This window comes from Janthinobacterium sp. Bl 1 (assembly GCF_058215535.1).
On record NZ_CM177086.1, the window covers coordinates 3,117,966 to 3,133,744 of the forward strand.

General features: G+C 69.0%; 5 protein-coding genes. All 5 read left to right on the forward strand.

All coding sequences use genetic code 11. The features are described from left to right. Positions 1-49 precede the first annotated feature (49 nt). Positions 50-784 carry a TonB-dependent outer membrane receptor gene (locus AC4BCN_RS14000; RefSeq protein WP_490493547.1) on the forward strand — a complete coding sequence of 245 codons (735 nt, stop codon included), beginning with the start codon at positions 50-52 and terminating at the stop codon, positions 782-784. Continuing rightward, on the forward strand, positions 781-1,356 hold the full coding sequence (locus tag AC4BCN_RS14005; RefSeq protein WP_490493548.1) for an RNA polymerase sigma factor: 576 nt from the start codon (positions 781-783) through the stop codon (positions 1,354-1,356). The genes AC4BCN_RS14000 and AC4BCN_RS14005 overlap by 4 nt, the downstream gene beginning before the upstream one ends. Positions 1,357-1,364: 8 nt before the next feature. Continuing rightward, the gene (locus AC4BCN_RS14010) at positions 1,365-2,336 is read left to right on the forward strand and encodes a FecR family protein (RefSeq protein ID WP_490493549.1); all 972 of its coding nucleotides are present in this window, start codon (positions 1,365-1,367) and stop codon (positions 2,334-2,336) included. 143 nt (positions 2,337-2,479) lie between these two features. After that, a complete protein-coding gene (locus tag AC4BCN_RS14015) occupies positions 2,480-15,073 on the forward strand; it encodes a filamentous hemagglutinin family protein (RefSeq protein WP_490493550.1) in 12,594 nt (4,197 codons plus the stop codon). Then, entirely contained in the window at positions 15,070-15,777 is a 708-nt protein-coding gene (locus AC4BCN_RS14020) for an RNA polymerase sigma factor (RefSeq protein WP_490493551.1), read from the forward strand. Before AC4BCN_RS14015 ends, AC4BCN_RS14020 begins: the two co-directional genes overlap by 4 nt. Positions 15,778-15,779 lie beyond the last annotated feature (2 nt).

Sequence of the window (15,779 nt, forward strand, 5' to 3'; positions counted from 1 at the left end):
CTTGTTGCCACGCAGTTTTCCCCTCACACGATAGCGACTCGATAGCGATATGACAGGCAGCCCGGCATCCGTCCATGTGCTTGCGCTGGCGGGATACCTGGTACTGCTGGGTTTCCTGGCCACGGTGGGGCCCGTGCGGGCCCAGTCGGCCGATGGCGCCGTCTTGCAGTTCGATATCGCCGCGCAAAACCTGGGCGACGCGCTGGACCTGTACAGCCGCCGCACGGGCGTCGCCGTGCTGATGGACCAGCGCTACGCGCAGCGCCAGTCGGCCGCCGTGCACGGCCCGTATGCGGCGGGTGCGGCCCTGCAAGCCTTGCTGGAAGGCACGGGCCTGCTATCGCGCCTGTCCGACGCGCAAGCCGTCATTGTGTATGCCCCGGCCGGCGCTTCAGCAACGGCAGCGGACTTGCCGCAGGCCGCCGTCGTGGCCGCCGCCGACATCCCGGGCGCCACGCAGGGCGGCGGCGACCATGCGGCCTATGTCAGCCGCTTGCAGCATGTGCTGCTGGGACTGCTGTGCCGCGCGGCGCAGACGCGTCCCGGCGGCTACCGCCTGGCGCTGCAACTGTATCTGAACCGCGCCGGCGTGGTGGACCGCGTGCACCTGCTCGACAGCACGGGTTTGCGCGCGCGCGACACGGCCATTGCACGCGTCGTGCTGGGCATGCGCGTGGGCGCCGCGCCGCTGCCCTCGATGCCGCAGCCCGTTTCCATCCTGCTGCTGCCGCAAGGGCCGGGCAGCGAAGTCGATTGCGCCCCCAGGACCATGTCCGCGCCATGAGCATGCCCGACCTGCGCACCAAACTCAAACGCCACCTCAGTTCGCGCTACGCCGTGCTGCGCTGGCGTCTTGAGCGCGTCGTCGGCTGCAAGCACCATGCGGCCGATGCGCTGCAGGAAACCTGGCTGCGCCTCGAAGCGATGGTGGCGCCGGGCCCCGCCGCCGCGCCCGTCCACAATCCCGACGCCTATCTGCTGCGCATGGCGGCCAATATCGCCACCGATGCCTACCGGCGCGACCGCATCATCGTCACCGAGCGCGAACGCGAAGAGTTGATGCACATGGCCGACGAACCCGGCGACGACATCAGCGACCCGGCCCGCATCGTCTCGGCGCGGCTCGACGTGCAGGCGCTCGACGTGGCCTTGGCGGGCCTGTCGCCGCGCCGCCGCGCCATCCTGACGGCGGCGCGCATCGATGGCATGCTCAATGCGGACATCGCCGAACGCTTCGGCATTTCCGTGGCGATGGTGAAGAAAGAATTGCAGGCCGCCATGCAACACTGTAAAACGTGCATGGCCGACGCCGATGCCGCCCAGCGCAGCGATGTGTCGGGCCGCCGTAAATATTGATGAATCCCATGACTGCTCCTGACCGCGATCCACGCGCCCCTTTAGATCATGCCGACACGGCCATTGGCCGGGAAGCCGCCGCTTGGTGGGCGCGCTTGCGTGCCGACGATTTTACGCAAGCCGACGCCGACGCCCTGCGCGCCTGGTGCGCGCTTAGTCCCGACCATGCGCGCGCCTGGCGCGAGCTCAAGCAAGTGTGGCAGGCGCTCGACCCCGCCTTGACCCGCGCCGCCGCACCGCAGCAGGCGGCCGTGCTGGCGTTCCCGGCGCGTCCCGGGCGCCGTGCTTTTATCGGTGGCGCGCTGGCGGCCGGCGTGGCCGTGCTGGCCTTGCGTCCGCCCTTGGGCGCCTGGCCGTCGCTGCAGGAGCTGAGCGCCGACTACCGCACGGGCACGGGCGAGCAGCGGAAAGTGGCCCTGTCGCAGCAGATGACGGTGCAGATGAATACGCAGACGCGCATCAATGTGCGGGCGCCGGAAGCGATCGAACTGCTGGGTGGCGAAGCGGAAATCGTTGCCAGCGGCGCGCGCCAGCCCGTATCGGTGGTGGCGGGCGCGGGGCGTTTATTGGCGCAGTCGGCCCGCTTCAATGTGCGCCACACGGACGACGCCGTGTGCGTCACCTGCCTGGCCGGCGCCGTGGACGTGGTCTGGCAGCAGCGTCGCCAGACTCTCGATGCGGGGCAGCAACTGGTCTACGACGAGCGGGGCGTGCAGGCGGCCACGGCCGCGCCGGCAGAGGAAGCCAGCGCGTGGCGCACGGGCGCGCTGTCGTTTGCCGGCCAGCCGCTGTCCCGCGTGGTCGATGAAATCAACCGCTACCGGCCCGGCAGGGTCGTGCTGCGCAATGCCGAACTGGGCCGGCGCCTCGTGCGCATGCGCTTTTCCATCGGGCAAACCGATGGCGCGCTGGCGATGATACGCGACTTGACGGGGGCGCAAATGACGAGCCTGCCAGGCGGCATCGTGCTGCTCAGCTGAGTGCGGCGGTGCCAGGGGCGCCGCAATCAAAATATTTTACAAAAAGTATTATCCCTTCCGCCGCCCAGCTACGTCATGGAGGCATGGACGCTTGCGCTAACGCCAGGCTCCGTTCCCTTCTCTCTAGCCAGGAAACCATTGCCATGACCAAGCTTCACACTGCCCAGCGCCCAGTCCCCACGTCCACGCTGGGCAGCCGCTTGCGGCTCACGCCGCTCGCTTACGCATTGACCACCATGCTGATGGCGGGCGCCTTTACCACGCCGGCCCGCGCGCAGCAGGCGTTCAGCGGCGGCTGGTTCGCGGCCAAGGGCGCGGCGCAAAATACGGCGGCCAGCTCGGGCCGCCTGCCGAATGGCCAGCCGCTGCCGCTGGGCAGCCGCCCCGAAGGCCAGCAACACCAGGCGAACCAGCAGTTGCAGCGCTCGCTCAACAACCTGAACCTGGCCGCGCGTGCCATCGCCGCGCAGCAAGCGGCCCAGGCGCAGGCGCGCCAGGCAGCTGGTGGCGCACGTGTCACGCTCTGCGCGCCCAACGGCCTGGCGCAGGGCGGCTTGCAGGTCGACACCAACAGCCTGACGGCCGGCTGGCTCAACGCCCAGGCGCCCGTGCAGACGGTGGCGGCGGGCAAGACGGCCGTGCTGGTGCAGCAGACGGCGGACAAGGCCATCCTGAACTGGGAAACGTTTAATGTGGGCAAGGACACGACCCTGACTTTCCAGCAGCAGAAGGACTGGGCCGTGCTGAACCGGGTCAACGATCCGCAGGCGCGGCCCAGCCAGATCCAGGGCCAGATCAAGGCCGACGGCACGGTGCTGCTCGTCAACCGCAATGGCATCGTGTTTACCGGCACTAGCCAGGTCGACACGCGCAGCCTGGTGGCGGCCGCGGCCCGCATCAGCGATACGCAATTCCAGAAGAATGGCATCTACAGCCCCGGCACGGCCGGCGCCGCGACGTTCACGGAGGCGGACGGCAAGGTGCAGGTGCAGGCTGGCGCGCGCCTGGCCAGCAATGCGCCCAAGGGCAGCACGGAAGGCGGCGGCTACGTGATGCTGCTGGGCAAAGAGGTGCACAACGGGGGCGAGATCAGCACGCCGAAAGGCCAGGCCCTGCTGGCCGCCGGCGACGGTTTTGCCATCAAAAAGGGCGTGGGCACGGACGGCAATCCGCTGTCGACCACGCGCGGCAGCGAAGTCACGCCGCAGTTCGCCGCCGCCAGCACGGCGGGCAAGGTCGTCAACACGGGCCTGATCCAGGCGCGCGAAGGCGACATCACTCTTGCCGGGCGCGACGTGCGGCAGGACGGCGTGCTGCTGTCGTCCACCACGGCGGCCATGCGCGGCACCGTCCACCTCAACGCCTTGGGCGGCGACGCTGCCGTGACTCTGGGACGCGGCGCCACCACGGCCATCGTCGTCGAGGACGACGGCAAGACGATGGCGCTCGACAGCCAGCGTGACGCCATGCGCGGGCCGGCCGTGACGTCCACGGAAAATATCCTTGCCGTCAACGACCGCCGCGACCAGTCGCGCATCGAGATCGGCAGCGCCGGCACGGTGGAATTCCTCGGCGACTCGCTGACCCTGGCCACGGGCGGACAGCTCGCCGTCAACGCCGGCAGCCGCAGCCTCGTGCGCGATGGCGCCCAGCTCGACGTTTCCGGCGCTGTGGGCGTCAAGGTGGCGATGTCTGCGAACAATGTCGAGATCAACGTGCAGGGCAACGAGCAGCGCGACGCGCCCGTCAACCGCGATGGCAAGGCCCTGATCAACAGCAGCATCTGGGTGGACCGCCGCAAGCTCGTGTTCGTACCGAAAGGCACGAACGGCTATGACAGCGACCGCTGGTACACGGCCGGCGGCTTGCTGGAAGTAGCTGGCTACCTGGGCACGCAAGGCCATTCCGTCAGCGAATGGATGGCGCAGGGCGGCACGGTGAGCTTCGACGGCAAGGATGTCGTCACGCAGCTTGGCTCCAGCATCAACCTGTCCGGCGGCACTTTGGATGTGCAGACGGGGGCCGTGCGCCAGACCTGGCTCAAAGGCGCGGACGGCAAGCTGCACGAGGCGGGCAGCGCGCCCGGCGACTTGCAGTATCTGGGCGTCTACAAGGGTTACGAGGAAGAACACGCGCGCTGGGGCAAGGATGCCAGCGCCTTCTACGCCAATCCCCTGATCGCCGCGCAACTGCGCCTGGAAAACGGCTACACGTCGGGGCGCGACGCGGGCAAGCTGGTGGTCGCCACGGGGTCGGCCGTGCTGGAAGGGGGCATTGCGGGCGACGTTTTCCAGGGCGAGCGCCAGGTGCAGGCGCCGCAAGCGCTGCTCGACGGCTACCAGCAGTCGCAGTTCGCCGCCGCGCAGCGGGGACAATTGATCGTCGGCCAGTATCAGCCCATGTTCGACAAGCGCACGGGCGTGCTGCAGCATGCCTTGTCGGCCGTCATGGACGAGGTGCGCCTGACGCGCGTGCAGGATGGGATTGCCGCCGGCCTCGACGTGACAGGCATGCTGGACGCTGAGCGCCAGGGCAAGTTGCTGCTCGACACCACCTTGCTGAACAGCCAGCAGCTGGGCGCCATCCGCATCGCGGCCAAGGGCGCGGTCACCGTCGACAGTGCGCTGCAGGTGGCCGATGGCGGCAACATCACCCTGTACGGCAATGACGTGGCCATCAACGCCAGCCTGCGCAGCCATGGCGGCAGCATCGCGGCCGGCAATGTGCTGAACCAGATCGGCGCGCTGGGCATGGTCGACACCGTCGTCATCCCGGGCGGGTCCGTGGGCAAGCTGGTGCTGGCCGATGGCGTCAGCCTCGACACCAGCGGCTTGCTCAGCAATGTGCTGCGCGACCCGCTGGCCGCCGCCGGCTTGCCCTACATGAATGGCGGCAATGTCTCGTTGCGGGCGAGCGGCGACGTGCGCATCGGCAATGGCAGCCTGATTGACGTGAGCTCGGGCGCGGCCATCCTGTCGCAGGCGAAGCAGCAGGGCGGCAAGGGCGGCAACGTGAGCCTGGCCAGCTATGGGCCGAAGGCCGACCTGGTGCTGGGCGAGGGCGCGCAAGTGCGCGGCCATGGCGTGGCCGGCGGCGGCAAGCTGGAATTGCAGGCGAACAAGATCGTGATCGGTCAGGCCGAGACGGAACAGAAAGGCGCCCTGCAACTGGACGGCGATTTCTTCGACCAGGGGTTTTCCAGCTACAGCCTGGTCGGCAAGCAGGGCGTGACGGTGCTGGACGGCACGCAGGTCGACGTGCGCATGCCCGTGCTGCGCGTGGTGGACAACGAGAAACTGGCCGTATGGACGCCGGAGCAGGTCACGGAAAACGCGCTCAAGGGCACCTTGACGCAGCGCAAGGGCGCCAGCCTGGCCTTGCAGGTGGGCGATATCGAGTCCGATGCGGCCGGCATGGCCAGCGCCGAATTGCTCATTGGCAAGGGCGCCGTGGTGAGCGTCGATGCGGGCCAGTCCATCAAGCTGTCCAGCGTGGGCCAGCTGACGGTGGACGGCCGCTTGAACGCCTGGGGCGGCAAGATCAGCCTCGGCGGCGTGGGTGTGGCCGTCAACGTGTCCGAAGCCGTGGAAGCGGCCGGCCATGGCCGTTCCCTGTGGATAGGCGAGAATGCCGTGCTCGACGTCGCATCGCGCGCCGTCACAGCTGTGGATGCGCAGGGCCGGCGCTACGGCAAGGTGGTCGATGGCGGCAGCATCGTCGTCGGCGGCGAGATCGACCATGCGCAGGGCAGTACCTCGGCGGCCAGCATGTTCGTCGTCGTGCGCGACGGTGCCGTGCTCGACGCTTCCGGCGCGCATGCCATACTCGACGTGAACGGCGCGGCCGTCGACGTGGCCAGCGCGGGCGGCAGCATCGCGCTGGCGTCGAACAACGGCTTGTACCTGGACGGCCAGTTGCTGGCCCGGGCGGGCGGCGCGGGCGCGGCGGGCGGCACCCTGGCCGTGGCCACGGGTTCGCCCGAATACCTGAAAGTGCTGGCGACGGACAAGGTGCTGCAGGGGCGCCAGCTGGCGCTGACGCAACGTCAGGGCGCCAGCGACCTGGCCGAAAACGTGAGCGCACGGGACGCGGCGGCAACGCTGCAGTACGGCCACGGCCGTTTTTCCGTGGAGCAGGTTGAAGCGGGCGGTTTCGGCAGCCTGGCCCTGCTGGGTGCCGCCTCCTTCGATGGCGACGTGTCGCTGCATCTGCAGCAAAGCTTCCAGCTGTACGGTGCGCCCGTTCTGACATCGGGCAGCAAGCCCGGCGCGAAGGTCGGCATCGCGGCGCCGTACGTGCGCCTGGCCAGCATCAAGCCGGTCGGACGCGATTTCTATGTCACGCCAGGCACGGCGGGGGAGTCGCCGGTCGCCAGCCAGGTCAGCATGACGGGCGACCTGATCGACGTGCGCGGCCTGGTCAATATCGTTGCCGACGATGTGCGCCTGACCAGCCGCGGCGATTTGCGCTTCCTGCTGTCCCCGCTGGGCTGGGGCGGCGCGGAGGCGACGACGGTGCTGTCCTCGCCGGGCGACATGACCCTCAGCGCGGCACAGCTGTACCCGGACACGGGCGCCGGCGCCGCCGTACGCGTCGGTTATGGCCGCACGGATGGAAAGTTCGGCTACGACCCGGCGCGCAGCCTGCGCATCGCTCGCACGACCGATGGCGTGCCGGCCATGCCGTATTCCGCCTTTGGCTCGCTGGAACTGGAGGCTGCGCATATCGAGCAGGGCGGTGTGGTGCGCGCGCCGCTGGGCCGCCTGGCGATCGGCGCGGCCCGCTATGACAATGACAAGAGCCTGAGCGTCAATCTGCTGGCTAACAGCATCAGCTCCGTCAGCGGCGCCGGCCTGGTCATGCCGTATGGCGGCACGGTTGATGGCCAGAGCTGGAACGTGGACGGCAAACTGGCCGCCTTCATGGGCGTGGGCGGCTTCAATGCGCAGGGAGGCCTGCGCGTCGGCATGGAAATGGCCGGCGTGGCCGTGAACGTGCAGCCGGGCGCGCTGCTCGACCTGTCCGGCGGCGGCGAACTGACGGGCGCCGGCTTCATCGCGGGCCGCGGCGGTTCCACCGATGCGCGCACTCACCCGCTGGTGCAGGTGGGGGCGAACGGCGGTTTTGTCTTGCCGGGCCTGGCGACGAATCCCGTGTACGCCATCGTGCCCGGTGTGCAGGCGCCGCAAGCGCCTTCGGGCGCCGCCGATGCGGTCATTGGCCGGCAGGTGACGATAGGCAGCGGCGTGCCGGGCCTGGCGGCCGGCACCTATACCCTGATGCCGTCGACGTACGCCTTGCTGCCGGGCGCCTTCCGCGTGGAGCTGAACGGCCTGGCAGGCCAGGGCGGCGCCGGCTCGCTGGCGCAGCCGCTGCGCAACGGTTCCTGGGCCGCGCCCGGCACCCTGTCGATCGCCGGCACGGACATCCGCGCGCCGCTGGCCAGCCAGCTGATACTCACGCCGGCCAAGGTCTTGCGCACGTATTCCCAGTACAACGAAATGGGCTATGCCGCGTTTGCCCTGGCCGATGCGCAAACGCGCGGCATTCCCCGCGCGATGCTGCCGTCCGATGCAAAAACGCTCAAGCTGACCATGGCGCCCGGCGGCGGCCTGGAGACGTTCCAGTTCCAGGGCGCCGGCAAGTTCGCGGCGGCCGAGGGCGGCTATGGCGGCACCGTGGTGCTGATGTCGAACGATAGCTCGACTGGCGAAATTGAAATCCTCGCCGACGGCGCGCCGGCCAGCGGCAGCGCAAAACAGGTCAGCATACGCGCTTCAAGCCTGAACAATATCGGCGCGGCCCGCATCGTGGTGGGCAATTCGCCCACGGTGGAATATGGCCAGGGCGGCAATTACGTGAACTTCGGCGTCCAGTCGGCGCGCGCCATCTACCTGCGCGCCGGCGCCGTCCTGTCGGCGCCCGAAGTGTTCCTGGTCGCCCAGGATCCGAGCAACGTGCAATTGGGTAATGGCGTGATCGATATCGCGGCCGGCGCAGGCATCAACACCCTGGGCCGCGGCAAGGCCGCGTACGACGCCAATGATGGCTTTATCTACAAGAGCCGTCCGGACGTGCACGTGCTGGCCGCGTCGAACGGCTTGCTCAATGTGGCGCCCGTCAGCGGCGCGACGCGCGGCGGCATCCGCATCGGCATGTGCGCTGCCGCTTGCGCCGGCACAGGCACGGCCAGCCTGTACTCGGAAGGCACCTTGCTGCTGGCGACCAGCGGCAGCTTCCAGCTGGACGACACGGCCCGCTACGGCACGCGCAACCTGAGCCTGGCCGTGGGCGCCATCAATATCGGCTCGAACGAGGCGCTGGCGGCGGCACAGTCCGGCGGCACGCGTCCCGCCGGACTGACCCTGAACCAGGGCCTGCTGGACCGATTGCTGCGAGGCGACACCAGCACGGGCGCGCCAGCGCTGCAGGCGCTGATGTTGAACGCGGCCGACAGCGTCAATTTCTATGGCGACGTGGTGCTCGATACCTACGACAAAGACAGCGGAAAATCGAACCTGGAGCGCCTGGTGCTGACCACGCCGGCCATGTACGGCCAGGGCGATGCCGGCACGGTGGCCACCATCCACACGGCCAATCTGATCTGGGGCGGCGCCCTGTCGCCGGCCGGCAATGTGATTGCGCGCGGCGCCGGCATGGGCAGCGGCACCCTGAACCTGGAAGCGGAGCGCATCGATTTCGGCTTCGGCCCGTTCACGCAGCCGGCCGGCGTCGCCACCTTCGACCGCATGGCGCTGGGTTTTGGCACCGTCAACCTGAAAGCGTCGGGCCAGGTCACGGCCAACCACAAGGGCAGCCTGTCCGTCCACCAGGCGCAGGGCGCGTATGAGACGGGCAAGGGTTACCAGTACAGCGGCGGCAATCTGAACATCGTCACGCCGCTGCTGACGGGCGACGCCGGTTCCGCGCACAGCTACACGGCCGGCGGCGCGCTGACCGTGACGGCGCCTGCCGGCGCGGCGGCAGCCATTCCCGCCAAGACTAACGCTGCGCTGGGCGCCCAGCTGGCCTTGCACGGCGACAGCGTGAACGTGGCCACGGCCGTGGTGCTGCCGAGCGGCAAGCTCACGATCAGCGCGCGGCACGACATCACTGTGGCCGACGGCGCGCGCATCGACATGGCGGGCCGCAAGAGCACTTTCTTCGACGTGGACAAATACAGCTGGGGCGGCGACGTGACCTTGGACAGCCGCGCCGGCGACATCCGCGCAGCGAACGGCAGCGTGATCGACCTGTCGGCCGAGAACAACCGTGCCGGCAGCCTGAAAGCCGTGGCCGTCGATGCCGCGGCCGGCATGGTGGAGCTGCAAGGCAAGATATTGGGCGGCGCCAGTGGCAGCTATGACGCGGGCGGCACTGTGGTGCCATACAAGAACGGCAGCGTGGACGTGCGCGCGCACACCCTGGGCGCGGGCGGCACCGTGGGCGGCCAGTTCGCCGCGCTCAACACGCGCCTGAACGAGGGCAGCGTGACGGGCGCGCGCAGCTTCCAGCTGAAACAGGGCGACTTGACCATCGGTAATGAACTGAAGGCGGGCGACGTGCAGGTGGCCGTCGACAATGGCCGCCTGACGGTGGCCGGCGTGATCGATGCCAGCGGCGAGCGCGTGGGCAGCATCCGCCTGGCCGGCAAGCATGGCGTCACCCTGGCCAACAACGCCGTGCTCGACGCGCATGGCACCGTTCTGCGCGTCGACAGCTATGGCAAGATCATCGACAGCCCGAACCGGGCCATGGTGGAACTGAACGGGGGCGAAGGCGTGCTGGACCTGGCCGGCGGCGCGCAGATCGACGTGCGCCACGGCACGGCGGCCGTGCTTGGGAAGGGCAAGGGCGAAAACGACGGCGTTGCGCGCGGCACGGTGGAATTGAGCGCGCCACGCCTGGGCAGCGGCGGCGCGCGCACGGACGCTGACGCGGCCACCTTTGGCGACATCGCCTTACGTGCTGGCGGCGGTCTCACCATCCGCGGCGCGAAATCGATCGCCGTCAACGCCATGCAGCGCTATGACGATGCGGCTTATGCCGTGGACCTGTCGGCCACCGGCCGCCCATATCAGGTGGTCAACCAGGCATACCTCGACAGCAAGCATGCGGACAGCACGGCCTTTATCGATGCGGCGCTGGCCAACACGAACTTGCGCAATGGCAAACTGGCGGGCTTGAACACGGCCGCGTATGCCGAGGCGCTGCACTTGCGTCCCGGCGTCGATATCGTCAGCAAGACGGCGGACGGCGACCTGGTGGTGCAGGGCGACCTGGATTTGTCAGGCATGCGCTACGCCAGCCTCAATCCCCGCTTCCAGCAGACGAATGTGCGCGGCTCGGGTGAAGTGGGCAGCCTGCTGCTGCGCGCTGGCGGCGATTTGAATATCTATGGCAGCATCAATGACGGCTTCGCGCCGCCGCCGTCCACGCAGGACGACAAGGGCTGGTTGTTGCTGCCGGGGCGAGACATCAACGGCAGCGACGTCATCGTGCCGGGCAAGGGCGTGACCCTGGCCGACGGCACCATCTTCCCGGGCGGCGTCACGCTCAATTACGACGTGCCCGTCAAGGCCCTGAGCTTCCGCGCCAACACGCGCCTGCCCGTGGATGTGGTACTGAACCAGAAGCTCACCGTGCCGGCCGGCACGGTGCTGGCCGCCGCCGTGCGCGACAGCGCCGGCAATATCGTCCACGCGGCGGGTACCTTGCTGGCCACGGAACAGACCTTTACTGCCGGCATGCGGCTCGACGCGGGCAACGTGGTCGGGCAAATGGTCAAGGTGCGCGCCATGACCTGGCCGAAAGGCGTTGCCTTGCCGGGCTTGCTGGGTGAGCTCAACGTGGTCACGCTCAGTGGCAAGGTGGCGCTGCCCGTCGGCGCGCTGATCCCGAACGGCACCGACGTCAAGCTGTTGCCCGGCGTGGCTGCCATCGAGCTGCGCCCGGAAGTGGCGGGCAGCCAGGGCAAGTTGTGGGCCATCGCGCACATGCTGGCCGAAGGTTCGCAATCATGGGGCATGCGCCTGGTGGCCGGCGCCGACCTGGACGCGGCCGACACGCGCAGCGTGCAGGCGCATCCGTCGCACGGCACCTTGCGCCTGGCGGACAGCCATTACGGCATGTATGGCGTCATGATCCCGCCGAAGGGCGTGCAGCACTGGACGCAGGCGGCGCAGGAGCTGGGCGAGCGCGAGGGCATCGTCGGCATCGTGGCGGGCGAACCGATCACCGAGGAATTCATCAGCCAGTTCGGCCAGACCGTGGCGGAGTTTTGCGCTGGCGACGCCAGCATGTGCGTGCTGAAGGTAGCCTATGTGTGGACCAAGGCCGGCGCCGAAGAATTCGCCGACCCCAGCGTGAAGGCGGGCGACGTGGTCGACCTGGCCGGCCTGAACTGGCCCACCATGTGCGAGGAAAATCTCACCTGGTGCACCACGTCCAGCCCCACGTATGACTACAAGGCGTCGAGCCTGCGCCACAGCGTGCTGCGCACGGGCACGGGCGACCTGGACCTCGTCAGCGGCGGCGACTTGCGCGTGGACAGCCTGTACGGCGTGTACACGGCCGGCATGTCGTCCATGGCGACGGCGGCCGGCGACCCGTACAACCTGGCGCGCGCGCGCAATCTGGACGGCAAGGTACTTGCCAACCCCGATGGTGCGCATGAACGCCTGGTCGATGGTGGCGCCGACAGCATTTACCGGGCATGGTATCCGGACCAGGGCGGCAATCTGCTGCTGCGGGTGGCGGGTGACCTGAGCGGCTCGCTGGTCGGCGCGTCCGCCGCCACCAATGGGCGCCCCGTCAACACGGATGGCATGGGCGATTCGGTAGCGGTGGGCAACTGGCTGTGGCGCCAGGGCAGCGGTGGCGTGGCTACGGGCGGTCCGGCCCAGCCGACGGCGTGGTGGATCAATTTCGGCAGCTACGTGGGCCGCGATACCCTGGCCGATACCGTGCTGGGCTTTACGGGCTTCGGCACCCTGGGCGGCGGCAACGTGCGCGCCGACGTGGCGGGCGATGCGGGCGTGCTGGCGCCCAAGGTTGCCACCGTGTATGACATCAACATCAATCCGCGCTCGCAGGGCTTGCTGCTGGCCGTGGGCAGCACGGGCCGCGTGCTGGCAGACGGCAGCCTGCAACTGACGGGCGGCGGCGACCTGGATCTGCGCGTGGGCGGCGCCCTCAATCCCGCCAGCCAGTCAGGCGGCGGCCACTTGAATGGCGCGCTGGTCGACTTGCGCGGCCACGTGGACGTGGCCGCAACCCAACTGGGCAATGTCGCGCTGCAGTACGGCACGCGCTCGACCGACCACGTGCCGCTGGAAACGCGTGCCTTCGACGCCTTCCATGCCACGCGCGCCACGCCGCAGGGCGGCATGACCCTGGTGCCCGGCGACGCCACCGTCAGCGTGGCAACCCTGGGCGACCAGGTGCTGCAGGACGTGGCCGACCCCGGCCGCGTGCCGATGTTCAACGCCGCGTCGTTTGTCAGCGCGTCGGGCGAGCCGGGCGCCGGCTACAGCTGGTTCAGCCTGTGGACGCCGCGCACGGCGCTCGACCTGTTCTCCGCCGGCGGCAACATGACGCCGCTGACGGCGCCGATCGGCACGGCCACCGACCTGGCCGTCGTCTACCCGTCCATCGTGCGGGCCGCGGCCGCGAATGGCAGCTTGTACTATGGCAAGACCATCTCGGACTGGGGTGGTGCGACCGCGTATGCCGATCCTTTGCTGCTGGCGCCGTCGGGCTACGCCCAGCTGGAGTGGCTGGCCGGCGATTCCATCTATGCGGGCGGCTATGCCGTCAGCCAGTCCGGCGCGGCCGCCGACAGCATGGCTACGCCGTTCAAACCGGCCTTCGAAGCCTGGAATCTCAGGCCTGGCAGCCTGACGTCGGCGGGCGGCAATGTTTCGGGCTCGGGCGTGCCGTCGTCGCAGTGGAACTTTCCGCTGTTCGCCTTCGGGCCCGATTCCGCCGCCGGTCCGGCCAACAACGGCACGCAAGTCGCGCGTATCTATGCCGTGAAGGGCGATCTGATCGGCGTCAATAGCGGCCGCATGGTCGCGTTCTACGACGCCAAGCACGCGGGCATCACCTGGTACGAGGGGGCGCAACCGGTCTGGATGAAGGCGGGCCGCGATATCGTCGGCAGCGGCACGGCGCTGCTGGAAGCCATCGACGGCAGGGGCGGTAGCGACATGATGTTCCGCAATTACAGCAATCTGTTCGTGCACAACAACGCGTTCGACGTGTCGGTGGTGTCGGCCGGACGCGATATCCTCGGCAGTTCCTTCAACGTGGCCGGCCCCGGCACGCTCGACATCAGCGCCGGGCGCAATATATTGATGCAGGACAAGGGCAGCGTCGTCAGCCTCGGTCCCGTCGTCGCGGGTGACAAGCGCCCGGGCGCCGGCATCGCCATGCAGGCCGGTGTGGGCGCGGCCGGCCTCGACTACCTGCGCTTCGTCAAGCCCTATCTTGACCCGGCGAACGTGGCGAAGACGGGCGTGCCGCTGGCCGACCAGGCCGGCAAGGTGGTGAAAGCGTACGACGGCGAACTGGCGAGCTGGCTCGGTGAACGCTACGGCTTCAAGGGCACGGCCGCCGAAGCGTTGGCCTTTTATCTGGCCTTGCCCGAGCCGCAGCAGCGCGTGTTTGCCCGTAACGTGTATTTCGCGGAACTGAAGGCGGGCGGGCGCGAGTTCAACGATGCGGACAGCGCGCGCTACGGCAGCTTCCTGCGCAGCCGTAACGCCATCGCGGGCCTGGCGCCGGCCACGGACGCGAATGGCAAGACGATTGCCTATGCGGGCGACATCATCATGTACCGCGGCCTGTACGCCAAGCGCAACGACGGCGAGCAGCGCTGGGATTACTTCCCCCGCAGCGGCTACGTGCATACGAACTTCGGCGGCGACATCCAGATGCTGACGCCGGGCGGCAAGCAGGTGCTGGGCATCGAAGGCGAGGCGCCGCCGTCGACGTCGGGCGTGATCACCAAGGGCGGCGGCAATATCGGCCTGTTCTCGCACGGCAGCATCCTGCTGGGCCAGAGCCGCATCATGACGACGTTCGGCGGCGATATCCTCGGCTGGTCGTCGACGGGCGACATCAACGCGGGCCGCGGCTCGAAGTCGACCATCGTCTACACGCCGCCCAAGCGCGTGTATGACAGCTGGGGCAACGTGACCCTGTCGTCCGACGTGCCAAGCACCGGCGCCGGCATCGCCACCCTGGCGCCGATCGCCGAAGTGCCGGCCGGCGACGTGGACTTGCTGGCCCCGCTGGGCACCATCGACGCGGGCGAAGCGGGCATACGCGTGTCGGGCAACGTCAACCTGGCCGCGCTGACCGTGATGAACGCGGCGAACATCCAGGTCAAGGGCGAAGCCAAGGGCATGCCGGCGGTGGCGTCTGTCAACGTGGCCGCCATGACGAACGCCAGCGCGGCCGCCACGCAGGCCACGGCCGCCGCCCAGGACGTGGTGCAGCGCGAGCGCGCCGCCACCCGTTCGGCGCAGCCATCGGTGTTTACGGTGCGCGTGCTGGGCTTTGGCAATGACGCGCCACCGGACAGCGCGCAAGCGGCGCCGCAGGATGGCGCGCGCATCGAGGCGGCCGACTACAACCCGCGCAGCGCCGTGCGCGTGCTGGGCCTGGGCCCGCTGCCGGAATCGGCCACGCGCCAGCTGACGGCGCAAGAGCGCAGCAGGTTGTCGCCATGATGGCCGGCATGGTGAATATGACGGCTGCCTTGCCCTTGCGCATGACGGGCATGGCTTGGTACCGCCCGGCCATCCGCCCCCGGCAGCAGGCGGCCAACGACGTGGCGCCAGGGCAGGGCGCCCGCCTGCAGGCTGTGCTGGAGGGCAATTACGCGGCCCTGCACCGGCGCCTGGCGCGCCACCTGGGTTGCGCCGAGCTGGCCAGCGACAGCCTGCACGACGCCTGGCTGCGCCTGGGCGCGCTTGCGGCCGGGGACGCGGACGGAGCTGCGCTGGCGCATAGCCCCGTCGCCTATGTGTTCCGCGTGGCGTGCAATGCGGCCATGGACAGCCTGCGCCGCAACCGCGCCTGGCTGTATGCGGACGACGATGATGGGGGCGGCGCCGGCCTCGTCGATTTCCTCGCCGATACGGCGGCGGGGCCGGAACGCCTGGCCGAGCTGCAGGCGGACGTGCGCCGGCTGGCGCAGGCCGTCGACTTGCTGCCGCGGCGCCACCGGCAAGTGCTCGAAGCGCTGCGCGTGGACGAGCTGACCCGCCAGGAAGTGGCCGAGCGGCACGGCATGTCGCTGCGTAACGTCGATACGGCCTTGCGCCAGGCACTCGACCACTGCGCTCGCCACACGGGCTACGCGGCGCAGGGCGGCGTCGGCACGTCCCGGCGCAGCCTCAGGCTGAACGTTCGTTTGCGTACAGACGCGTAGGA